The sequence below is a fragment of the Paraburkholderia caffeinilytica genome (assembly GCF_003368325.1).
Taxonomy (GTDB): Bacteria; Pseudomonadota; Gammaproteobacteria; order Burkholderiales; family Burkholderiaceae; genus Paraburkholderia; species Paraburkholderia caffeinilytica.
In genome coordinates this window covers 24,296-45,011 of sequence record NZ_CP031468.1, presented here as the reverse complement: position 1 = coordinate 45,011, position 20,716 = coordinate 24,296, and the positions used below count along the sequence as shown (strand labels likewise).

Here is a 20,716-nt window from a genome sequence, read left to right as displayed (position 1 = left end):
CCTTGACCGCGGCTCGACTTGTTCTGCCTGGATGACATCTTTGAAGTTATGGCTTTAGGGGACGCGGGAAATTATAGCGAATCCCTGTCATGGATCCTGTCTCGGCCCGCGGCACAGGCCACGCGATGATGGACATCTGCAGTTGCGTCGGGTTGCGCGAACGAGGCGCGGGTTGCGCAACCTGGGCCGTCGACGCGTCGAAACGGGGCGCGAGTGCCTTTGCCTGATAGGTCTCTTCCCGGGCTCCATAAGCCGGAGCAGGCTCCCGGAAGTGCGTTTAATCGAAGTTTCCTCAACATCAACCCGCAGTTTACCGCGCGTATCTTATTCGCCGTTTCCCCCAACGCCCCACAGCGCTGCATGATGCATCATTGCGTCTTCGGGTATAGCGAAGCTGCCAAACTGGCTGCCGCCGCATGAGAGCACCCACCGCGACTTGCCACTAACCATGGGGTTCGCGGTCGTCCGCCCCAGGATGAGGGTATTCAGACGGAGCGCGTCGTGTCCAGCCCTTTGATGGATCTTTCATTGACGAGGATTTCGTTGCCGGCAGGACCTGCGATTCCTGCAGGGTTGGTTGTATTCGGCGAATAATGTTCGTACATCATGTGCTGCAAAAAAACGCCGTCGCCGACGGTGCCAACGACGGTGAAATCCCGGCATCCACGAGGGCAGACGTGCCGGGCTGAGAGAAGCACTTCAGGGGCCGTTCTCGACACCGCCGTATTTCGAATTCACGGAACTCTTCTGGTCACTCCCGACGGAATTGCATTGATTCAAAAAATCGCCCCGGGCGCTCGACGTGCCACTCAGATCGAAATGCCCGTGGTGATAGCGCACAATCGAAAAATAGTCACGTTCATACTGATTGCATTGGCCGCCGCCATTGCCACCGTCCATGAGCCCTGCCAGGCACAGCACCACACCGCAGGCCGAGGTGTTGTCGTCGTCGGCCGTCACCATCGTCGGGATGGCCGCCGCGCTGCAGATCAATACAGTGATCAATCGTTTCATGAGATCTCCAGTCAGATGGACAGCAACCGCAGCGCCGCAAGGGCTCCGACCGTGAGCACCGCTGAGCCAAGCATGGCGCACGCGGTCCATACGGCTAGTTCGATTCGGCCGATGCCGCGGACGCGCTCGTCGCGCAAGACGTCGCGTAGCAGATCGCGACTTCGGCCGTTGGCTTCGTCGTACTGCCTGAGCGAGATCTCGCCAAGCAGTTGATCCCGGGCCTCTGAAAACCGTCCCGCTTCGGCCAGCACATCGGTGCTCGATGTTGCGAACTGGTTGAGGAACTGCTCGTAGCGGGATGTGAAGCGCAGCAGCGTAAGTTCACCGTCGTCCTTGAACTGCTTGCCCGTGGTATCGAGCAGCCGGGACAGGCCCTTCACGTCCCGTCGCAGCAGCGATAGCTCACCCAGTACTGCGCCGATCAGTTCCTCGCGAATCGAATCGTCCGATGCGCCCATCAATGCACCACGAGTTTGAAGACTGCGTCCAGTTCGGTGGTTACCCGCGTGGCCAGACGTTTAATTGCAACCAGTTGGCGAATCTGTGCAAGATGTTCCTCGGGCTCCCCGCTCTCCATTGCTTCGGCGTTCATCGCGACATAGTCGGTCGGATCATTGCGAATATCGATGATGGAGCGATCGAAAGCCTTGATCTTTTCGTAGATAGGGTTCTCATACATCACCGCATCGCGATTCAAGACAAAATTGCGGTTTTCCGCGTAGTAGTCGAAAATTTTCGAGAAAATCTTTGACACGTCGTCTTTCTTGGTGACCGTGTTAAACACGACGCGAATGCGGTTTGCCGGCACACCGATTTCTCCGGTGAGTGCGCGCAATGTCGAAATTGTATCGACCTGTTGTTTAAGCGCAGGAACGGTCGGTACGACGAAGGCATCGAAGTCTTCGTGAGAACCGTGATAGTCCCGCATCAGCGAGACAAAGTCTTCGACATTCGATGCGCCGATATCGACCACGGCATGCCGCAAGGTCATGAGTTTGTCCTGCAGTTCCCCAAACTCCTTCCCACGCATCGCCGATCCTTTTTCGCTGTCGTCCGAGTTGATCGACTCGACAGGAATCACCTGGGCACCCTCCAGCCGCGGCGCGAGAAGGTGATGTGCAACGGTACTCTTGCCAACATTGCCTGAGAAGTTGATTACAGCGATCTTCATGATGGTTTGCTCCTGTTGTTCGATTTGACGATGACGGTCGCGAGGCGATCGCGGCCGCCCGTTGTTGTCCGCCGCCTTATGGTTCCATTTCGAGCGTCGGCCCATCGTGTTCGGCGGTCTGCGACTGCGGGTCCTGTCCGCGCTCCGGCGTCGCCTGTCGGGTGGTCTGCTGTGCTGCGGGAGTTTGGCCCCGTTGCTCCCGCTCGATCTGCTCGCGCACGGCCGCGATCGTTGCTTCGCTTACCTGTGGCATGGGCACGTCCAGTGGCCGGTTAGTTGCGCGCGCCTCGGCCACGGCGCTTTCGAACTCCCCCATTAGCTTCTCCTGCTGCTGCTCCGGCAGACCCTTGATCTCGTCACGCAGCACCTCGCGCGCGGCCTGCGCCTTGATGCGCTCGCGTGCCTCATCGAGCGTCTTCTGCTGTTCCTTCGAGTATTTCCAGTCTCCGCTCAGGAACCGCTCACGCGCCTCATTGATCTGTCGGCGCTCATCAGCTTCGCGCCGCGCGCTGGTCAGCGCTTCGCGCTGCTCGCGCGTGGGCAGACCCGGCACATCGGGCGAGAACACCAGCCATTCGTTACGCCGGCTCTCGACTGACTTTGGCGCGAGCTCGGTACCCTTCTCGTCGAACTGGCGCTGCTGCGCTGTTACCGTCTTGCTGCCGCCCTTTTCCAGCTCGATCCGCTGACCGGGCTGCACACCGCTTTCGCCGATCGCGCGCTCGATGTCCAGTCCCCAGACGGTGCGCTCGCCATCCTCTGTCCGCACCGTCGCGTAGTAGCTGTCGTTCTGCTTTTCATCGTGGTTGAACGGGGCGGGACCGTGCGCCACCAGCACCCCCGCCGTGACACCGGCCGGCGTTGGCTTGCCCTGAACGGGACTCGCCGGCGCAGCCGCAGATGGTTGCGTGGCGGTCGTCGGGTTGCCTCCGGGCGCGGCGTTTTCACGCCCTGTTGTGGCCGTTTTCGCCGACCCCGGCGCTGCAGGTTGCTTTTGCCCCGCTGCATCTGTTGCCTCCATCTCATTCGTGCGCGCCTTGTCTGTATCATTGGATTTGTCACCGGCCCCGATGCGCATCGCCTCGCGCGCAGCGGTCAGTGCCGCCCAATCCTGCGCACCAGGCTTCAAGCCACGCGACGGTACACCGGCGAGTTCGGCCGCGATCCAAGCCTGCCGACGAAACTCTTCGCTGCCCTTAAGCTGCAGCTCACCCCAGTTCTTTGCCTTCGCGACTTCGACCATGTGCGCGATCACGTCGCGGTCCTCGCTGGCCGTCGACAGGGAGCGGCCCTTGTCCTCGAAGTGCACCGTCTCGCTTTTGCGATCGAGAAACTTGCCCTCATGCGCCACGTACCGGTTAGTGACCGACTTCGGCACTTCATAGCCGGTCTTCTCGAAAACCGGCTTCGGGCGGATGGTGTTCTCCGGCTGCTCGCCCTTCTTCCCGAGCGGTTTGCCGGTGCCGGCGGCCGGCTTCACCGCCTCGTCGGTGGCTGTGCTGGTCGCTGCGTCGGTCGATGAGTCGCGCTTGAGCAGCTTCTCGACCTTTTCCCGATCGGCCGCGCGGATCTTCTTCAGGCGCTCTTCGGTTGCGTCATCGACCGGCGTTTCCGGAGTGCCGGGCACAGCGCCCGCGTCCGGCTCGTTCGCCGGCGGCGTGGCGCGCGCGCGAATGGTCGACGCATCGTCGGCGTTTGCCGCGTCGCGTTCGCGGTAGTCGATCCCGTCAGCGGGAAATTCGATCTCGTTCATACGGTCACTCCTTGCGGTTCAGGTTGTGATTGAGGTGCTGCGGTTTGCACCGACACGGCGGCCGCCGCGTCCGGCAGGACTTCTCGCAGATAAGGCATCAACTGGAACAGCGATGCGCGGATGCTGTTACGGTTGGCCAGGTGGACAGGCGCGAGCACTCCGATTTCGTGCTCCCGGACGTCACGCCCCTGACCGGCCGACTGTCTGGCGGCGTCTGCGGCCGCCGCTGCCTGCTGCGCACGTCGGGCCGCGTTCTGTGCCTGCCACCACTGCTCGACGTCGATCTTTGGCACGGGTGCGCACAATTCGCGCGCGACGAACGCGGCGTGTTTCATCTGTACCTCGTTGGGAAACTTCGGACCGAAACCGAACCAGGCGCGCCGGCGGTTGGTCTTCTCAAGCGTCGCCATCACCGCCCGCAGATAGGGACTCTGCTGCACAAGCCGGTCGACGAGTTCGGCGTCTTCGTAGAAAAACGCCTTCTCGCAAAGGATCGGCTCGCACCCCTCCATCGTGATGATCTGTTTGTTGTGCTTCAGCGCCCGCAGCTCCTGCGGCATCATCAGTGCCCTGCCGTGCTCCGACTCGTTGATGCTCGTCGACGAACTCCGCCCGCGACTTCGGTTACGCGAGCGAGCCATGTAAGTGAAGGTCCCCAGCATCTTCGCGTACTCTTCCGATTCCTTGACCGTACGCGGTGCATAGAGGCTGCGCATCTTGCAGTTGATCGCCAGCGTTTCGGCGCCGTGCTTGCCGTACAACTTCGGATCCTCGATCTGCGACATGCCCTGAAAGATCAGCATCAGCCGGAGGTTGTAGCCAGCAATGAACGGGTTGGCCGTATCGATGATGTCGATCTTGCCGGGCGCTGCAAACTCGTCCAGGATCAGCGCGCACTGGTATTTGAGCGCAGGATTCTCGGCAGGCAGCTCGCGCGTGTTCAGGTCGATCAGCTGCGAGAAAAAGAGATTGACCAGCAGCGCACCGGCCTTCAGGTCGCCCGGCTTGATGCCCACATAGATCGACATACGCTTTTTGCGCACATCGGCCAGATCGAAGTCCGAGCGGCTGGTTGCCGCGTCGACCACCGGATTGCTGAAGACGTTCAGCGGCGCGGTCATCGTCGATACGATGTTCGCGAAGGCTTCCTTCGATTGCGACAGGAAACGGTTCAGCGCATCGAGACACTCGAAGCTGAGCACCGGCAGCCCGTCGGTCGCATGCGCTGCATCGGCACGCGTGCTGACGATCGACGAGATGTGTTCACGGATCGCCCTGCCTTTGCCCGAAGCCTGCCGCAGAATCTCGCCGAACGTGCACGGCAGCGAGGGCGTTTCCAGCAGATACAGCACGATCCCGATGAACAGGTTGCGGGCGTTGTCGTTCCAGTACTTCAGACGCGCGTCGACGTTGGACGGATACAGGTGTTCGCCGATCGTCATCACGTCGCCCACGCGCGCATAGGCGGGTCGCTCGGCGATGTATTCGAGCGGGTTGTACGCGTGCGAGCGTCCGTCTTCCGAGAACGGCGCCCACAGATAGGTTTCGTGACCGCATGCCCGCCGGTAGCCGGACGTATAGTGGTAGTTCTCTTCCTTGATGTCCTCGACCACGACGGAATCGGGATAGGTGAGAAGATTCGGGATCACGAGCGACGTGCCCTTGCCGGAGCGGGTGCCGGCAGCTGTCATCAGGAAGTCCTGTCCGTAATACTTCAGGTATTCGCCCTTGTACTTGCCGACAATGAACGGCGGATACAGATGTTGTGAGGTAGTCATGGTTATTTCTTCTCCAGCAGACCGGCTTTCACAATGTCGTTACGGGTTGCGAACCGGGCCTCGCCAAACTGCGCGAGGCGCTTGCGGCCCGACACTAGCGCCATCGTGATCACGACCACTGGCAGGCCGGTGATGACCACCGACAGCAGCGTGCACACCTTGAGCGCGCGCATCACCGCAGGCACGTCGCCGTAGGCATGCCAGTAGTCGTACAGCGTGAACACGCCCGCGCTGCCCTCCGGCAGCTTCTGCATCTTCGCGAAAAGCTGGCCGCCGGCGAACTGCCCAAGGAATGCGAAGCCGCACAGGATCAGCAGGAAGACCACGACGGGAATCAGAATTCGAAGCGGTTTCGGCATGGTTCGGTCCTCAGTGGGTGGACGCGCCGATAGCGACCTGGAATTTCAGATGCGTTGTCATGCAGCCATCTCATGTTGTTGCAGATGCGCGCTCAGGTCGCGATGCAGGCGCATCGCGTCGCGCACGTTACCGAAGGGTCCGTGGAACTGGTTGCTGTTGTCCGCCGTACAGCGATTGATCGGCTCCCACAACAGGTAGTCCCACTCGCCATAGACTGAGTACCGCGCGATCGTCCAGCCCGACGGATGGACCAGCGCAAAGTCGCCGGACGGTCGCCATTTGCACTGGCTGTCATCGTGCGAGTCCGCAGCATCGGCAATCGCGGGAACCGGAAGATCTGCCTTCATTGCGGCAACTCTCTGAGTGGATCGGCGGACAGGATCCGCAAGGCGTCGCGCTGCGCGTCGTCCAGCCCGGCGTCGGTGATACCCTTACAGCCGTGCACGATCACGGCGCCGTAGAGCCGCGCCAGCGCGCGGACCTCTGTGCTGGCAGCAAATGCTTCGTCCGACGGCGAACGCATGCGCCATCCCTCGATCGCCGCCTCGATATCGCTGATCGCGAAGTTCATACACGGTCCTCCCTGCGGACGAGCCAGTTCGCCGTGAAACCGCGCGCCCACGACGCCGCATAGACAAAGCACAGCGCGAGCACGCCGTACTGATGCGCTCGCCACGCCATGTCGAACCAGAACGGCTGCGCGGCCAACCCGAAGACGCAGGCCCAGCGCCGCCAGTGCGCACGCCGGTCCTGCGACAGAAACACGGCGAGCGCACCGCACAGGCTGATCGCGATCTGTTCGATCATCTGCGCCGCGGCATCGGCGCTCATGAGACACAACCCAGCAGTTGCGCCTTGCCGATCGGGTCGAACCAGATCTCGGCCAGTCGCCTGTTGCGCATGAACAGGACGAGATCCACCGTGACCCGCACCTGGTCCATAATGAATTGCCAGTCGAGCGTCTGGCCGACCGCGCTCTGCTTGACCAGCGTCGCGATGCGCGAATGGGCCGAACGTGCATCGTTGCAATGCACCGTCGTGATGCCACCGGGTTTGCCCGTGTTCAGCAGCGTCAGGTAGTCCCATGTTTCGTCACCTCGCAGTTCGGCGAGAAAAACACGATCGAACGTCATGCGCAGGGTCGAGCGCACCAGTTCCTTCGCCGGCAGCGTGTCGCTGAAAAACATATGCACGCGGTTCGGGTGATTCGGCAGCGATAGCTCCGGCGTGTCCTCGATCGTGCCAATCCGCTCATCGGACGGCACGAGGTCAGAGAGCGCCTTGTTCAGTGTCGTCTTGCCTGAGTCGGTGCCGCCGGCGAGCGCAATGTTCAACCGGTTGGTCACCGCCAACTCGAGCATGCGCCTGACGTTGCGCTGACCCTGCGCCTCAAGCATCCCGAGCTCGAACGGCTGCAGGTCGAGCCCCGGTGGCATGTCGCGGCGCGGCGAGACGTCGCGATATCCCTCAAACCATCCGTTGGTCTCATACTCATCAGCCGTAAAGCGCACATTCGACGGGATACGGACGGTGATTGAGATAGTGTCCTGCTCGCAGGCCGGCTGCATCAGAACGTGCCCGCGTTGCCCATCGGGCAGCACCACCGGGTGAATGGGCTCCTTCGTCGAGAACTTGCCGCCCTTCATCACCGTCAGAGCGTTCGCGAGCTTGAAGCACGCGTCGAGCGAGCAGGCAGGTGCGTCGTGTCGTCGCCATCCGGCACCGCCTTTTGTCCAGATCTCACCGGGACGGTTGATCGCCACCTCGGTGAGGCCCCCGTCGAAGAAGTTCGAGATACCCATCTGTTTGAGGAAGCTGCGGGCGATCGTGCCCTTCTCGATCACATCGATTACGACTGCGCTCATTCGCACTCCTATCTTGTTTGGGGTCACATCCGTTAATCAAAGTGCCGCGCAGGTTCAGCGAGACGTGGTGCCCGTATCCTGCAGCTCGATTTGCACTGACACGCGATACGGGCGTCGATCGTCCGGCACGCTGCTGGCAAGCTCGCGGAGCGTTTGCGCCGGCGACGTGGAAACCACGGTTGCACTCAGGGGTACGGCCGGCCGGGTCAATTTCCAGCCCGCACCGCCGATTACCGCAACCGCGCATAGTCCCGTTACAAGCCAGATGCGCGAGATGCGTGGCGTCTGGTGATCGTAAATTGCCGGGATCTCGACGGCTTGACGGTTAGTTGCGTGCACATCCATTGCGTGATTGACTGGCTCATCGAGCGACGGCAACGCGCTGTCGCCCCACTCCGAGATCGTCAGCCCGATACGCGCCCCGACATTACGCAGCAGGTTGCGTCGCAGCGGCGCTGACATGTCGTCGATCCGGCACCCATCGAGCGCCATGCAATCTTCGAACGCGTGCTCGTCGGCGATCTGACGCAGTGGCAACGCATCGGGAACCTCGCGCGCGCGCCGTGCATCCACCCGCTCGGCCAGCTGGCGGACCGTGTTGCCGTAGAAACAGAAACGCAGGGCGTTGCGTAGTTTTGTCTCGAACATGTCGCGATCGAGGCCATGCAGGGGGAAATCGTCCGGGTAGGTGATCTTCAGGTTCATGGGTCCGCTCCTCATTGCTGCCGGTTCTGGCTAACCAGGTTGCCCTGCGCATCGACGTTTTCATACACGCTGCTCAGGTCAATGTCGCGCGCCACAAAGATATTGATGACAGAGCCCTGGTTTGAATACGCCGTCGGCGGGATGTTGATGGTGTTACGCAGCGTCTCCGCGGCCACATCCTGCGTGGCGTTCGAACTGTTGGAGAACGTGATCTGCTGGCCAGACCCGGTTGCCTTGTTCGCGAGCGCCTGGCCGAAGTCGCCGATCAGGCTGACCATCAGCGCGCCCTTGAACCGCAGCCAGAAGTGCTCGTCAACATAGGCTGGAATGCCTGCAGCGCCCAGCGGATCGGTAGCCGGCGAGTTCAGTGGAATGTGTACGTCGCCGTCGTCGATCTCGTCCCAGATCGCGCCGATCACGCCCTGCCCCTGGATCACCGCATCGCGCTGCTCGCCCTTCGCCATCGCACCCTTGCGAACGAGCAGCGTCGTGCCATCGTCGGACCACACGTCCTGCGCGATCGGGCACCCGATCAGGCCCGGCCGGTCGGTACGGATCGCCGTCGATTGACCACAGCGGATCATCGTGTTGCGACCGAGCAGGTAATGCCGGTTCGGTCGGAACGAGGCCTGCATCGGCTGCAGCTTCGATGGCTGCAACGACTGGTCGATCGGAGAGCCCTTGCCGTCGCCCGCGTCCGCCTTGCTGGTTGAGCTGGGCGCACCGCCTGCACTGTCGCCGCGCAGCGCTGACAGACCCATCGACTTCGCCAGACCTGCCAGACCAGACGCATCGTGGCCGCTGACCCCGGCATTGCCGCCGCCGGTGTTGCCACCGCTGTCACCTGCAGTTTCATTTGATGCCACGGGACCATCGTTGCTCTGGCCAGAATCGTTGTTGCCGCTCGCGACGAGCACGCTGCCCTGCAGGCGGCGCTCGGCCGGCGTGAGCGGCCGCAGCTGGTTGCTCACGGCCACCGCCTGTCCGTTCGTCTGCGATGCCGCGCCGGTCGGCGTCGCGAGGTGGGAATTCGCGGCAGCGGCGGCCGCAGCCTCCGACGCTGCACGGGCCTGGTCTTCCGCGCGTTTGATACGTTCCTTCTGCGTCTCCAGATCCGCACCGGCGTCACTCGCGCCGCTGTCTTTCGGTTTTGTCAGCGCCGCCTGTTTCGCGTCCTGATGCTGCTGGAACAGGCGCTGCAGATAGATCGTGACGCCCGATGCACCCAGCGCAATAACGGCGAGCGCGACCAGCACCAGACGCAGCTTGCCCACGCGCGTTTTCCGACGGCCCGGCAGGTCGAGCGAAGGCTGTGGGCCGACGTCGGTCGACGCCGCATGTTCCATTTCGTTTCGTTCAGTCATACCCTGTTCGCTCCCTGATCAGTTCGTCGATGCATCGGTATGGTCACGTGCGATGCGCGCGCTGCCCGGTATCGACGAGCCCGCACGGTTGTAATGACCATCAGGCGAATAGCCGTCGTTGCGGATACCCAGCACCGACTGACCGTAGCGGATGAGAAACGACTTCGACACTTCGTGCACGACGACCGTATCGCCCTCCATATGGAAGTTCGCCGTCGCCTCTCCACCGTCGGGAAGCTTCGTGAAGATCGTCGGCAGGTCACGCGCGGTTGAGTACTTGAAGTACGTGAATCGGCCGTCGTCCCACAGCGCGGTCGGCGCGAGTGCACGATCGCCGCGCATCATGTACTGGATATTCGCCGCAGGAACCGACGCCACAGGCGTGGATTTCGCAGCGCCCACGCTCACGATCGAGGCGGGAATAGCCGGCCCATTGCCCTGTTGACTGCCCAGCGCAGCGCTTACCGCCTGCTGACGGCGCATCTGCGCGCTCGCCGCTTTGGCACGCGTGTCCGGATAATCGAAACGCAGTATCCATGTCGCAGGCTGTGCGGCCGACACGTCAACAAGCGAGAGCGGATAGGTGCGCCGGTTGGTGACCAGCAGAAGATTGGTTTCCGGCTGCGGCGCACCCGGTTTGAGCATCGCGCCACTGTCGTTGATGGCCACGTGCCAGGCCTTGCCGTCTCCGATGCCCTCGCCGCTGTTGATGATGTGTTCGCCCGGCTCGAACTGGATCATTACCGCACGCCCCGGCATGGTGGCCACACGATAGGCCTGGTCCGGATCGTAGGTCGCGCACTGGATGTGCGGGTCTGAACCGCAGCTGCGCGGCGTTTCGAGCGCTCGCGCGTGAATCGGCACCAACGCGAAGCCCAGTGCGACCGCCGCTGCGCTCGCTGACATCCGGATCGTTCGTCCTTTCATGTTCCACCTCCGGCTGCCGCAGAGCCTGACGCCGGCGCAGCATCGGCGGGCGCCCGGGTCCAGTCTCGCGTGACCTCGTAGCTCGTGCAGCGAAAACCGTCCGCGTTGAGATCCTGCTGATCCTGCTTTTCCGGAACGTTCACACGCTCGAATGCGACCGTCGCAATCCAGTACGTCGGATCCGGGCGTTTCGCTGCGGGATTCAGCGGGACCAGCTGACGCGAGAAGAACACCTGTGCGGCGGGCGCGAACGTGATCGAGCCTACGTGTGCGATGACCCGCGCCTGATCCTTCAGAAGCTTGAGCGGGCCCACCGGGCCGCGCACCAGCCGGTCATAGGCTTCCTTCTCGTGGTCGTCGCTCATGAACATCACCGCGGCGTGCGTGTCCGAAATCGTCTCCCAGTCGTAGCCCTCGCGCAGTTCGACGTAACGGTGCAGATCCGCGCGATCGGTCTTCTCGGAAAACGTGACGCGTCCGTTAGCCGTTGTCGGCAGCACATCGACCTTACCGGTTGACGAGTCCACTCGCAGCACAGCCGGTGGGTTCGGGCGCCTTAGGAGTCCTAAAGCCACCATGCCAGAAACAGCGGCGAGAGCGACAACTCCCGAGAGCACCGAGCGCCGGTCCGCGATACGGGCCTTCTCTTCCGCTGCTTCGACCTTCGACTTCTCGAAGGCCTGTGCCTGTTTCAGGTACCAGCTGACCGCATCGCGCTCACCTGACTCAACACCGCTCACCGGCGCGTCTGCGCGCGTGGTCGACCCGGCCGGGCTTCCCTTGCGTTTGCGCGCGTTCGCTCCCGACGCAAACCATTGCCTGATAGTCGATGCCATCCTGTTCCTCACTTCGGTTCCGTATGGCCCGACTGCTGAGCCAACGGTTGATTGACGGGTACCCACTGACCAGTCGGCTCGGGTGGCTTTGGCGCCAAGCTGCACGCCTGCAGCGCGAAAGCCATCAGTAAAATAGCGACAGGAAATTTCATGGTCTCCGTTTCTCCTTTGGATTGAGCAAGACAGGCGTATTGCGTGGCATCTAGTAAAACAGCTTGATCGATACTATCGCGCCGATCGTTGCCACCACCGCCGCGATAAGCCACCAACGTGCGATTGTCTTGAATAACCTGATCATTTTTTACGCCTCACTCAAGCTACCGCCGGTCTTCGACGATCCGCCGCCGCCCATTTTTCCAAGCGAGCCAGCAAATCTCGCGACGCTACCCAGCTTGCCCACCATCGTCGAGATACCGACACCGCCCGCGAGAGACGAAGCCAAACCCGGCAGGTTAAGCGATATAACCCAGAAGGCCAGCCCCATGATGTCCAGGTCAATGACCTGTGCGATAGAGGGGGATCCGTTCAGCGGTACCACGCCCATCGCGAAATTGACTTCGAGTGCACATGCAGCGGCGAAGAGCGCGACCAGCAGGGTGTAGTTCATGCATTGACCGACCCAGTTCCAGAAGAACTGTCGCGACGGCGGGAAGAGCGCCGCTGAGATGAACAACGGACCGAGTGCGAGCAGAAGCCCAAGCGCAAACTTCGCCAGAATGATGTACGCAATGGCTATCGCCATGAACGGGCCACCGAAAATGATCATCAGCGCGATCGTCCAGATGGCCGCAATAACCTTCAGGCCGGACGCCTGTGCATAGATCGCCTGCGCTGCGTTGATGTATGCATTGAGCAGGTTGTCGAGGCCGGACACCGGGTTGCTACCGTTGGTCAACGCGCCGGCCATCTGTTCGCCAAAACCATTGAAGAATGGAACGACGTACTCACTGTAGAACTGGATGTTCATCCCGCAGGTCAGGATGAGCGCCCACGTTGCCATGCGCGTCAGGAAATCGTTGATCGGCTCGTCGTTGCGCCCCTGCCAGTATGTCCAGAGAATCAACAGGACATAGATGCTGAAGCAGGTGGCCATCAATGGCGAGATCAGCGCAATGATGTTGCTCGAACCGGTCGAGATCGTGTTCAAAACGTTCTTGTCGAACGAATTGGTCATTGAGGTGAAAAGCTGGACGTCTGCCACGGATATCTCCTGCTTCGGTCAGTGATTGATGGACGAGCCGGATTACTTCAGCCCGGCCGCGCGGGCTTCGGCATCGTCGCTTGCAGCGTTGATACCCTTCGCCTTGCGCTCGGCGGCAAGCTTCTCGGGCGTCGTGCCGAGAAACGCCGCATCGAACTTCAGATCCTGCTGCTGCTGTTGCTCTTCCTGCACGTTGTGCTGGTGACGATCCCACGCGAGGTATCCGAGATAGCCAGCGATCGCGACCAGCAAAGCGATGATCGAGCCGAGAAGTGTCTTATTGACCATTGGTTTTCCCCAGGAATGCGTTGTCGAATTCACGGTCGCGCTGCTGTTCGGCAAGCTGCAGCTCTGTTTTCTGCAACTGCGCGGTGAGCTGCAAGCGCGTCTGATCGTTCGTGACCATCGTCTCTTCGGCCGCCATGCGGTTCTGCAGATCCGCCTTCTGTGCGGGATCCTGCGTCATGTTCGACTGCTGCATGAGCGACTGGATATTGTTAAAGCGCGCCATGATCGCGCTATACGCATGCTCGTTCATCGCCTTGTTGGCCGCGAGCGTGTCGTAATAGCGCTGCTGACCGGGCGTGCTCGCGCCGGTCATGCTTTCCTGCTGCTCGATCGAACGCATCGACGAACTGATACCCGAGAGACCGCCGTTCTTCGCCTGGTCGTAAATGTTTTGCCACTGTTCCGGAAGGTAGTTGCGCAGCGATGCATCGTTCATGATGTTGCCGAAACTACTGTTGCCAGTCAGCGCCTGATACTGGGCCTCCTGATTCTTGACCTGCTGCATCAGCTGCTCGACCTGCACCATCTGTTGGGCGAGCTCCGCAGGTGAGATGGTCGGCACGCCCTGCGCGTGGGCCTGCGAAAACGCACACGCGCACAGCATCGTGACCAGCGCGCGACGAGGCCAAAGCGTAATTCCCGGCAGATAGGCAAAGGCGCTCATGCCGGCGCGCGTTGATCGTGCCAGCAGCGCCTCGCGAAGGTTCCGGATCGCTGGGTCAACCGGCCGGCGCGCGGCCGGATAGACATCGGTGCTGTTCATCGTTCCCTCCTTGGGTTGCAGCACATCAGGCAAAAACTTCGTCGTCAACCGGCTGATTAACCGGTGGATAAATCTGCGCAAGCTCGGCACGCTTGCGCTCGAGGCTGCGCTGCAGCTCGGCGGACCACAAACGCTCATCGGCGCCGTGCTTCGCCGCGAGCCGCGTGCGCAGCTTGCGTTCGAACACGCGCTCCAGATAGACGGGCAGCCAGACATCCGGATCGTCGCCACACTCGGCGCGGACCCCGTCGCAGATCAGTGCGTTCTCGCGATCGCCAGAGAACACCGCAATCGCGTCCTCAAGCCCGTTCAGGTCGAAACTGGCGAACGCCGACTGGTTGCCCTGCTTGATCAGGAATCGGCGCGACTGTGGCGTGAGTTTTTTGAATTCCTTGAACTCCTTGCGGGTCATGCCGTCACGCAGATAGGCCTCTTCTTCGGCCGCCGGATCGGCCAGCCAGATCTTCGTGGCGATCAGACTGCGCAGCGCGGGAAACAGGTCTGCCGCACGCTGCGCCTGTTCCGGCTGTTGCGTGATCAGTCCCATGAATTCCCCTTCTTTACGCCCGCTGGCCAGCGTTTCCTCGATCTGCTCGCGGATCGTGCGAAAGCGCAGCGGCAGCCAGTACTCTTCGATCACCGTCAGCATCAGGGTGCCTTCCCGACGCATCAGTTTCTTGAGATGGAACAGATATGCAAATGCGGGCTCCGACGGCTCGTAGTTATCGACAAGAAATGCCTCAACATCGAAACCGATCCAGCGTTGCTCGCTCATGTTCAGGTAGAGATTGGGCGGGTTATCGAACACCCACCAGAACCGGCCGTTTTCCGACTTGCACCAGATCGACAGACGTGCGCGCAGGCCGTCGTCGCCTTCGTCCGGAATGCTGTCCAGTAGCAGGCTGAAACGGCGCAGCCGAACGTCATCGACGCCCATTACCGCATCGACAGCGTTGCGGCAGTGAATCTTCTCGGCGGCCGTCAGGTCAATCTTGATTGGCTTACCCTGATGGTCGACACCGTTCTTCCGGCCGCACAGTTCGACGAGTCCGTACAGGAATTCGCGATTGTCTGGTGTGTCGGCGAGCTCGAACGGCGCCCATCCGGTCGGTTTGCCTTTCTCCAGATAGACATAGGCGCCGCCCATCGCCCGGATGAACACTTCCCAGCCACGGCCCTTGTCCAGCACGTACAGCATCGGATCGAAGCGGGACAGCATGCCAGTCGCCGCTACGATGACCGTAGACTTGCCGCTGCCCGTCGTGCCTTTCGCTTCAAAATGCCCGGCCACCTTCTCCGAAACGTTGATGTCCCCCAGCCGGCTCGCGTGCGAACTGTAGTTGTACACACCCGAGTCCGAGCGAAACGGGATGACGGCCGACCCGTCACCGATCGGGTTGCCCTCCGCCTTGCCTGACGAGTAGTCATGGCACGTGTACATCGCCGCAAAATTGCGCGAGGACTGCACTTTCGGTCGCGGTTTGACTCGCGCGCCCGGGACTTGTGAGAAGTACGTGAACGGAGCAGACCCCGTCGCGGGCGACCATTCAACTCCACACTCGTTGCGCGAACGGGACGCAAACCTGTCGGCGTTCTCCAGCGCCTCTTTCGCTGTTTCGCCGTAGATAACCGCCGCGCCGTGATACTCGCCGAACGACAGTTCACCCGTGTTCACGTAACCCTGTGCGTCGCGCAATTCCTTGACCTGATGCTTCGCCTTGTCACCGGCCGACTCCAGCTTGTTGATTGCCGAATCGATGGTCCGGTTTGACTCGAAGCCCGTCATACAGTTGAACGTATGCGTAATCGTGAATTCGATGTTCAACGTGATCAACGGGTCGAGCTGACCCCAGCCCGGCTTCTCCGGGCAACTGCGAAGGTCGAGGCAGGTTGCAACGCGTCGGTACGCCGGCACGTTGCTCGCCCCGATCTCGAGCGTGTTGTACCCAAAGTGCAGATGGCTCGACGGGATGACATCGGTGCCGGGTTCCGCTGCGACCGGCAGATCGCCGGTCTTCCCATTGATGAGATAGCTGACGAGTCCATACAAGGGTGAGAACAGCAACTTCGTGCCGTTCATGTGCCTGCGCTCGTACACTTCAAGCAACTCGGCTTCATACTCGGCGAACTGCAGCAGCGCCTGTTTCGCAAGGGAGCAGATTTCCTTGAGCCCGTCATCGAAGTCCTCGTATTTCAGGATCAGCGACAGGTAGTAGCGGTTCTCGAAGAACTTTTCGTCTCCGAAACGTCGCCCGATGTACTCGCGTACGAACCACTGCAGGAAGCGTTGTTTGAACCGGTACACACGATCAAAACTCACGCGCTGTCGCACGAACGTTGCGTGATAGCCAAGGCGGCCACCCAGGTCGCGACCAAGCTTGCTGTACGCTTCCGTATCGCGATCGAACATACGCTCCATCGCGACGTTCTCGTGCACCTCGAACGGCACGCCGCGCATGGCCAGCGTCACCATGAACCGGTTGCCCTCAAGGTGCTGTACGTGTTTCGCGACCGGATGCCAGTACTTCGGAATCCAGTCTTCCACGGCGCCGATCGCGCCGAGGATTTCGCTGGTGACGGCGGGTCTGCTTTGCATCAGGCCTCCGGATCGAGCTCACGCAGCCGGCGCTCACCCTTGGACAACGGTTTAAAAAAATCGCGATAGACGCGGCGCTGCCGTCCGTATCGCAACGGCGCGAGCGTAGCGGTATTGCCGAAGCGCGGGGCGGCTCGCCCGGCATTTAGCCGCGCGCGGACCCGCAGCTGCCAGAAGTAGAAGCGGCAACGCAATTCCAGCCACATGATCCGCAGGCCTTGGTCGTCGGTTTCGCAGATGTGCTTGAAATACAGCAGCACCGGAAAGCCCAGGAAAACGAATAGCAGACCGCCTGGTCCCACGAAGAAGGAAATCAGCACGCCGACAAACATCGACGCGACGACGACAACCAGCATCGCCATATAGGGGACGCCCCAGATGGCAGCCGTGCGGCCAAGGCCGTTGAATCCGGGGTAGCGGGTTTTTTCGTCCGACATGGCGTGCTCAGCTGAACATGTTCCACAGATACGGTGCGAGCACGCCGACCACCGAGCCCACCGCCGCCACCTTGCCGCACATCGTCACAAACTCGCTCCAGTGCGCGCGATCGGCCCAGCACTCCGCCCCTTTCCACATCAGCACGCAGGCCGCGACGACGCCAAGGAACGAATAGAGCCAGATCTTGAAGGTGTTCGCGCCCTGCGTCGCCGAATCGAGCCCACCACCCGCGAATGCAAGTTCCGGACCGATTGCAATGCCGAGAGCGATCGTCTGGCGCATATGGGTTGCGATTCGCCGCATTGATATGCGATATGAGTAATTTTTCAGTAGTACTAATTTCATGGCCGCGAGCTTCGTATTGCGATTCATGTCTTCTCCTTTCACGTGGTTGAGATCAGGCCGCGTCGTCGCGGCTCAAGTCAATTGCAGTCGTTGTCACAAGCGGAATCGCCGAATGCATCCCATGACGGGTGCGGTGCGTCCTGCCGTTGTTTTGGGCCACTGTGGCGCGCGGAAGATGTTTTGACATCGGGCGCTGCTGCGCGTGCTGGTCTGTCGGACTGACTGTCCATCACTACAGGAATCGCAGGAACGACGTTGGTTGAACCTGCCGCCATCTGGGCGTTGGCAACAACTCGCTGGACATAACTGGTGCCGCCGGCGTCGGCTGACTCGCCGCGCGTGAAATTGCCACTGTAGTAGCAGCTGATCGCCGCACGCAATGCCGGCGCACCCTGCCCCATTGCCGCAGTCGCCCGCTCATAACATTCGCGCAGTATCGCGCTGCCCGCGCGCAGGTTCGCACACGGATCGAAGGCCGTTTCGTAGGTCAATCCGTAGCGGGCAAGATTGGCCTTGTTGACCTGTCCAAGCCCCATGCTGAAATTGATGCCTTGTGAATTGAGCACTTTTGCCGTCGCCACCGCTTCAGCACGGTCACGCGGCTGGCGAACAAGGTGGCCACCAACGACGCCGATCGCGTACGGATTGAAGCCGGACTCAGTCCTCACGACCGCCTGAAGCGTCGTGGGGTGGACGTTCGGCGCGCATTGCTGGGCTAACGAGATGAAATCAAGCATGACTTCCCCCCTCGCTCACGTTATGTCGCCGGCTGTGCCCGAACGATATAATGGCTTTAGCCATTGTCGACCTCTCAGGTTCCAACAACTGGTCAGGTCGACGCCACTGCTCGCAACATCGACGCTGACCGCTTCTACTACCCGTACCTCCACGCCGGCCCTTCCCTGTCTGGCGTTACCTCGCCAAAATCCGGCCGCGCGATGCGAACCAATTTAATCTCTTTCTGATACCTGCTCCTGTCGCGACGTTGGCGACGCGGAGGGCGCATCCGACGCGCACTCCTTGCAGACCACCCCATCTCCCAGTTCGGCCCGACGAGTACGAAGCTCGACAATCAGCTGCGCATTTTTTGACCGTGCCTCCTGCTTTGCCCGATCGATGAGCCACTCATTCAGCTCTCGGGGGAGTCGACACTGCGAGCGAACGATGTCACCCATTCTCTCTCCTCTGGTGCTTTATAGTCACTACGTGGTAGTGACACATTGTCACTATATTCCAGCGCCAACGTAGTGTCAAATGTCACTATGAAAGACAGCTACCGCTCACAATTCCGGCTACCGTGGTCCCTCTACCACCAGTTGAACGAATCCGCCACGAAGAATCAGCGCTCACTCAACGCTGAGCTGGTCGCGCGTTTGGAGTCGACCTATCCCCAGCTCAGTGTCCGCGGCGATACCGATCTCGACGAATTACGCGAAACCGTCACTACGATGTCTCTCGCCGAGCTCATGACCCCAGACGAGATAACAATGTTCGCCGAACGCATGCTCGCTCTTGTCGCACGCAAGCGCACTACCAAGACAACACCGTAGTGACACTTTCCAACAGATGATGTGACGAATTCAAGAGACCCACTTAGCCTTGCGGCCGCCAGTGTTTTATGCTAGTGGCTTGTCTTTGATAGCCTATGGTTCATGGCCGAGAACCAGAGCGGTGGAATTAACGCCAGGCCAAACATGTGCAGATAGCCGCCAGGAAGCGCTCTCCCGGCGTGAACCAGGCGATCATAGGCCTGCGTTTGCTCAAGATGATGGTGGGTGTGAAGCCCGTTATTTACGAATAGGCGATTGGACAACCAGAAATTAACGTCCCACGCAATCTGATTGCCCAGGTCGTCAGGACTACCACACAGGCCATAGTGCTGCAGGTAGCCAACCGCCTCTACGACGAAGACAGAGACTATGCCCTGCCCCGCGTAGAAGACCGCCCCACGCCACCCACCAAACCACGCGAAAAGGCCCACGACGGCTACGCTGACCGGGACGATCTGCAGGAGCCGGCTTCCCCTCCACCTGCGGGCCTGGCTTAGCTCGTAAGCAATAGCGGATCTCAGCGCCGAGAAGAAGGAGCGGCCGACGTGACACCAAACCGACAGGCCAACATGGGCCGTTGAGCCAAATCGCGGATCGCCGACATGCCCGTGGTGGAGTTGATGTACGACCCGGTAGTGAGGGTATCCAGCGACTGCTAGCGCTACGTCGGAGATCAGCCTGGATACACGCCCGCCCCGGTGCATTACCTCGTGAATGTGCGCCATCGCGAAAGCACTCAGCACCCCTGAGGCAATAACGAGCCCGGCAAACTCCAGCGGCCTCGCGGTCATCGCTCTTTCGAGGGCAACAAGCACCGCAGCGCCCCACACGCAAATGTAAGTGAGTGGGACTACAGGACCGCTCGGCGCTCGGCTCGCCCTCTGGTTTGTGACCTCCACGTCCTGCCCGATAACCGCGTCAGCGGCAGGAACCACCACAACCAAGAACAGCAAAAACAGCCAGGGATGCCGGTAAATGAAGAATGCCGTCGCGGTCGCTGGTAATAGCGTCGACAGCCAGAACCCGCCCTTATTGCTGCGCAAAGATGTCATTTTCTTCCGCAAACCGCACCGCCGCGGTAATGTGCGAAACGCCAATCTTTTCGTTGATCCGTTGGAACTGCCTGTAGACAGTCGTCGAAGACACTTTCAGCTCATCGGCGATCGCACCTGCATTGAAGCCAGATCTTACGAATCCAATCAACTGCACGTCCTGTTGTGAAAGGCCACACTTTCTGATCGCATCTTCTCGCACTCCCCGCGATGACCAATCGAGGAGCTCCAACGCCAGGGCCCGGAAAAATGCCCTTCCCTCTCTGAGTTTCGGCTCACCTTCCTCGGGCTTCACGCTCGAGCCAAGGTAGAGAGCTCCAATCCGGCCTTTCTCGCTAGCGTGCGCAGGAATGAGGAACGTGCTGAGAAACCCGTGTTCCGCGGCAACCTCAAGCATCCGCTTTTGCCCAGCAGTCCGGACTGGCAACTCCGAGCCCAACACTGGCGCAGTGTTCGATCGTGCGTAATCGAGACAAGGGTCCGTCAGATACCATCGGTTCGCGTTGTACAGTTGGCACCATTCAGGGCGACAACCGATCAAGAATCGATGGGTGGAGCGACTGGCTGAATGATCGGTCGGATGCAACGAAACGAACACAAACCATTCCGCTCCCTTCGATCGAATTGCGTCGCTAACAAGCGGTATCAACTCCAATTCATCCGCTGCATTTATAACGGCATCAAAGCTCAGTTCCATTACGGTCGATCCA

Annotated in this window: 24 protein-coding genes; 1 reads left to right on the top strand and 23 read right to left on the bottom strand. The window is 60.7% G+C overall.

The window, feature by feature from the left end; translation table 11 throughout:
• Positions 1-699 precede the first annotated feature (699 nt).
• The 21 genes from DSC91_RS36725 to DSC91_RS36625 form a co-directional block, all read right to left on the bottom strand.
• Positions 700-1,014, bottom strand: coding sequence for a TrbM/KikA/MpfK family conjugal transfer protein (locus DSC91_RS36725; protein ID WP_115783693.1), 315 nt, complete (start codon positions 1,012-1,014; stop codon positions 700-702).
• A gap of 11 nt (positions 1,015-1,025) precedes the next feature.
• On the bottom strand, positions 1,026-1,472 hold the full coding sequence (locus DSC91_RS36720; protein ID WP_115783692.1) for a hypothetical protein: 447 nt from the start codon (positions 1,470-1,472) through the stop codon (positions 1,026-1,028).
• Positions 1,472-2,185 carry a StbB family protein gene (stbB, locus tag DSC91_RS36715; RefSeq protein ID WP_115783794.1) on the bottom strand — a complete coding sequence of 238 codons (714 nt, stop codon included), beginning with the start codon at positions 2,183-2,185 and terminating at the stop codon, positions 1,472-1,474. Before stbB ends, DSC91_RS36720 begins: the two co-directional genes overlap by 1 nt.
• Before the next feature lie 76 nt (positions 2,186-2,261).
• Entirely contained in the window at positions 2,262-3,938 is a 1,677-nt protein-coding gene (locus tag DSC91_RS36710) for an LPD7 domain-containing protein (protein ID WP_115783691.1), read from the bottom strand.
• Entirely contained in the window at positions 3,935-5,716 is a 1,782-nt protein-coding gene (locus DSC91_RS36705) for a type IV secretory system conjugative DNA transfer family protein (protein WP_115783690.1), read from the bottom strand. Before DSC91_RS36705 ends, DSC91_RS36710 begins: the two co-directional genes overlap by 4 nt.
• A 2-nt stretch (positions 5,717-5,718) precedes the next feature.
• The gene (locus tag DSC91_RS36700) at positions 5,719-6,075 is read right to left on the bottom strand and encodes a hypothetical protein (RefSeq protein WP_115783689.1); all 357 of its coding nucleotides are present in this window, start codon (positions 6,073-6,075) and stop codon (positions 5,719-5,721) included.
• A gap of 57 nt (positions 6,076-6,132) precedes the next feature.
• Entirely contained in the window at positions 6,133-6,423 is a 291-nt protein-coding gene (locus DSC91_RS36695; RefSeq protein ID WP_115783688.1) for a hypothetical protein, read from the bottom strand.
• Positions 6,420-6,647: a DUF3717 domain-containing protein gene (locus tag DSC91_RS36690; protein WP_115783687.1), complete on the bottom strand. Its 228-nt coding sequence runs from the start codon at positions 6,645-6,647 to the stop codon at positions 6,420-6,422. Before DSC91_RS36690 ends, DSC91_RS36695 begins: the two co-directional genes overlap by 4 nt.
• Complete coding sequence (locus DSC91_RS36685; RefSeq protein WP_115783686.1) at positions 6,644-6,907, bottom strand: hypothetical protein; 264 nt, start codon at positions 6,905-6,907, stop codon at positions 6,644-6,646. Before DSC91_RS36685 ends, DSC91_RS36690 begins: the two co-directional genes overlap by 4 nt.
• Positions 6,904-7,941 carry a P-type DNA transfer ATPase VirB11 gene (gene virB11 / locus DSC91_RS36680; RefSeq protein WP_115783685.1) on the bottom strand — a complete coding sequence of 346 codons (1,038 nt, stop codon included), beginning with the start codon at positions 7,939-7,941 and terminating at the stop codon, positions 6,904-6,906. The genes DSC91_RS36685 and virB11 overlap by 4 nt, the downstream gene beginning before the upstream one ends.
• Before the next feature lie 54 nt (positions 7,942-7,995).
• Positions 7,996-8,646: a hypothetical protein gene (locus DSC91_RS36675; protein ID WP_115783684.1), complete on the bottom strand. Its 651-nt coding sequence runs from the start codon at positions 8,644-8,646 to the stop codon at positions 7,996-7,998.
• 11 nt (positions 8,647-8,657) lie between these two features.
• The gene (locus DSC91_RS36670) at positions 8,658-9,902 is read right to left on the bottom strand and encodes a TrbI/VirB10 family protein (protein ID WP_244218039.1); all 1,245 of its coding nucleotides are present in this window, start codon (positions 9,900-9,902) and stop codon (positions 8,658-8,660) included.
• A gap of 126 nt (positions 9,903-10,028) precedes the next feature.
• Positions 10,029-10,916 carry a TrbG/VirB9 family P-type conjugative transfer protein gene (locus tag DSC91_RS36665; RefSeq protein ID WP_373291941.1) on the bottom strand — a complete coding sequence of 296 codons (888 nt, stop codon included), beginning with the start codon at positions 10,914-10,916 and terminating at the stop codon, positions 10,029-10,031.
• A gap of 17 nt (positions 10,917-10,933) precedes the next feature.
• Entirely contained in the window at positions 10,934-11,773 is an 840-nt protein-coding gene (locus DSC91_RS36660) for a VirB8 family type IV secretion system protein (RefSeq protein WP_115783681.1), read from the bottom strand.
• Positions 11,774-12,074: 301 nt separating this feature from the next.
• On the bottom strand, positions 12,075-12,947 hold the full coding sequence (locus DSC91_RS36655; RefSeq protein ID WP_115783680.1) for a TrbL/VirB6 family protein: 873 nt from the start codon (positions 12,945-12,947) through the stop codon (positions 12,075-12,077).
• A gap of 69 nt (positions 12,948-13,016) precedes the next feature.
• Positions 13,017-13,262: a hypothetical protein gene (locus DSC91_RS36650; protein ID WP_115783679.1), complete on the bottom strand. Its 246-nt coding sequence runs from the start codon at positions 13,260-13,262 to the stop codon at positions 13,017-13,019.
• Entirely contained in the window at positions 13,252-14,025 is a 774-nt protein-coding gene (locus DSC91_RS36645) for a TrbJ/VirB5 family protein (RefSeq protein ID WP_115783678.1), read from the bottom strand. Before DSC91_RS36645 ends, DSC91_RS36650 begins: the two co-directional genes overlap by 11 nt.
• Positions 14,026-14,050: 25 nt before the next feature.
• Positions 14,051-16,621, bottom strand: a complete 2,571-nt coding sequence (locus tag DSC91_RS36640) for a VirB4 family type IV secretion system protein (RefSeq protein ID WP_115783677.1) — start codon at positions 16,619-16,621, stop codon at positions 14,051-14,053.
• The gene (locus DSC91_RS36635; RefSeq protein ID WP_115783676.1) at positions 16,621-17,058 is read right to left on the bottom strand and encodes a VirB3 family type IV secretion system protein; all 438 of its coding nucleotides are present in this window, start codon (positions 17,056-17,058) and stop codon (positions 16,621-16,623) included. The genes DSC91_RS36640 and DSC91_RS36635 overlap by 1 nt, the downstream gene beginning before the upstream one ends.
• Before the next feature lie 7 nt (positions 17,059-17,065).
• On the bottom strand, positions 17,066-17,431 hold the full coding sequence (locus DSC91_RS36630) for a hypothetical protein (protein ID WP_115783675.1): 366 nt from the start codon (positions 17,429-17,431) through the stop codon (positions 17,066-17,068).
• A gap of 50 nt (positions 17,432-17,481) precedes the next feature.
• Positions 17,482-18,141, bottom strand: coding sequence for a lytic transglycosylase domain-containing protein (locus tag DSC91_RS36625; RefSeq protein WP_115783674.1), 660 nt, complete (start codon positions 18,139-18,141; stop codon positions 17,482-17,484).
• Positions 18,142-18,666: 525 nt separating this feature from the next.
• On the opposite strand from DSC91_RS36625, the gene DSC91_RS36620 reads away from it, so the two are divergent.
• Entirely contained in the window at positions 18,667-18,954 is a 288-nt protein-coding gene (locus tag DSC91_RS36620; RefSeq protein WP_115783673.1) for an Arc family DNA-binding protein, read from the top strand.
• 71 nt (positions 18,955-19,025) lie between these two features.
• On the opposite strand, the gene DSC91_RS36615 is transcribed toward DSC91_RS36620, so the two are convergent.
• On the bottom strand, positions 19,026-20,006 hold the full coding sequence (locus DSC91_RS36615; RefSeq protein ID WP_115783672.1) for a fatty acid desaturase: 981 nt from the start codon (positions 20,004-20,006) through the stop codon (positions 19,026-19,028).
• Positions 19,984-20,703 (bottom strand): autoinducer binding domain-containing protein, encoded by a 720-nt coding sequence (locus DSC91_RS36610; RefSeq protein ID WP_115783671.1) that lies wholly within the window; start codon positions 20,701-20,703, stop codon positions 19,984-19,986. Before DSC91_RS36610 ends, DSC91_RS36615 begins: the two co-directional genes overlap by 23 nt.
• Positions 20,704-20,716 lie beyond the last annotated feature (13 nt).

What these genes read in the sequence shown, in the direction of transcription:
- DSC91_RS36725 (WP_115783693.1), bottom strand. Translation starts at nt 1,014, where the DNA reads ATGAAACGATTGATCACTGTATTGATCTGCAGCGCGGCGGCCATCCCG.
- DSC91_RS36720 (WP_115783692.1), bottom strand. Translation starts at nt 1,472, where the DNA reads ATGGGCGCATCGGACGATTCGATTCGCGAGGAACTGATCGGCGCAGTA.
- stbB (WP_115783794.1), bottom strand. Translation starts at nt 2,185, where the DNA reads ATGAAGATCGCTGTAATCAACTTCTCAGGCAATGTTGGCAAGAGTACC.
- DSC91_RS36710 (WP_115783691.1), bottom strand. Translation starts at nt 3,938, where the DNA reads ATGAACGAGATCGAATTTCCCGCTGACGGGATCGACTACCGCGAACGC.
- DSC91_RS36705 (WP_115783690.1), bottom strand. Translation starts at nt 5,716, where the DNA reads ATGACTACCTCACAACATCTGTATCCGCCGTTCATTGTCGGCAAGTAC.
- DSC91_RS36700 (WP_115783689.1), bottom strand. Translation starts at nt 6,075, where the DNA reads ATGCCGAAACCGCTTCGAATTCTGATTCCCGTCGTGGTCTTCCTGCTG.
- DSC91_RS36695 (WP_115783688.1), bottom strand. Translation starts at nt 6,423, where the DNA reads ATGAAGGCAGATCTTCCGGTTCCCGCGATTGCCGATGCTGCGGACTCG.
- DSC91_RS36690 (WP_115783687.1), bottom strand. Translation starts at nt 6,647, where the DNA reads ATGAACTTCGCGATCAGCGATATCGAGGCGGCGATCGAGGGATGGCGC.
- DSC91_RS36685 (WP_115783686.1), bottom strand. Translation starts at nt 6,907, where the DNA reads ATGAGCGCCGATGCCGCGGCGCAGATGATCGAACAGATCGCGATCAGC.
- virB11 (WP_115783685.1), bottom strand. Translation starts at nt 7,941, where the DNA reads ATGAGCGCAGTCGTAATCGATGTGATCGAGAAGGGCACGATCGCCCGC.
- DSC91_RS36675 (WP_115783684.1), bottom strand. Translation starts at nt 8,646, where the DNA reads ATGAACCTGAAGATCACCTACCCGGACGATTTCCCCCTGCATGGCCTC.
- DSC91_RS36665 (WP_373291941.1), bottom strand. Translation starts at nt 10,916, where the DNA reads ATGTCAGCGAGCGCAGCGGCGGTCGCACTGGGCTTCGCGTTGGTGCCG.
- DSC91_RS36660 (WP_115783681.1), bottom strand. Translation starts at nt 11,773, where the DNA reads ATGGCATCGACTATCAGGCAATGGTTTGCGTCGGGAGCGAACGCGCGC.
- DSC91_RS36655 (WP_115783680.1), bottom strand. Translation starts at nt 12,947, where the DNA reads ATGACCAATTCGTTCGACAAGAACGTTTTGAACACGATCTCGACCGGT.
- DSC91_RS36650 (WP_115783679.1), bottom strand. Translation starts at nt 13,262, where the DNA reads ATGGTCAATAAGACACTTCTCGGCTCGATCATCGCTTTGCTGGTCGCG.
- DSC91_RS36645 (WP_115783678.1), bottom strand. Translation starts at nt 14,025, where the DNA reads ATGAACAGCACCGATGTCTATCCGGCCGCGCGCCGGCCGGTTGACCCA.
- DSC91_RS36640 (WP_115783677.1), bottom strand. Translation starts at nt 16,621, where the DNA reads ATGCAAAGCAGACCCGCCGTCACCAGCGAAATCCTCGGCGCGATCGGC.
- DSC91_RS36635 (WP_115783676.1), bottom strand. Translation starts at nt 17,058, where the DNA reads ATGTCGGACGAAAAAACCCGCTACCCCGGATTCAACGGCCTTGGCCGC.
- DSC91_RS36630 (WP_115783675.1), bottom strand. Translation starts at nt 17,431, where the DNA reads ATGAATCGCAATACGAAGCTCGCGGCCATGAAATTAGTACTACTGAAA.
- DSC91_RS36625 (WP_115783674.1), bottom strand. Translation starts at nt 18,141, where the DNA reads ATGCTTGATTTCATCTCGTTAGCCCAGCAATGCGCGCCGAACGTCCAC.
- DSC91_RS36620 (WP_115783673.1), top strand. Translation starts at nt 18,667, where the DNA reads ATGAAAGACAGCTACCGCTCACAATTCCGGCTACCGTGGTCCCTCTAC.
- DSC91_RS36615 (WP_115783672.1), bottom strand. Translation starts at nt 20,006, where the DNA reads ATGACATCTTTGCGCAGCAATAAGGGCGGGTTCTGGCTGTCGACGCTA.
- DSC91_RS36610 (WP_115783671.1), bottom strand. Translation starts at nt 20,703, where the DNA reads ATGGAACTGAGCTTTGATGCCGTTATAAATGCAGCGGATGAATTGGAG.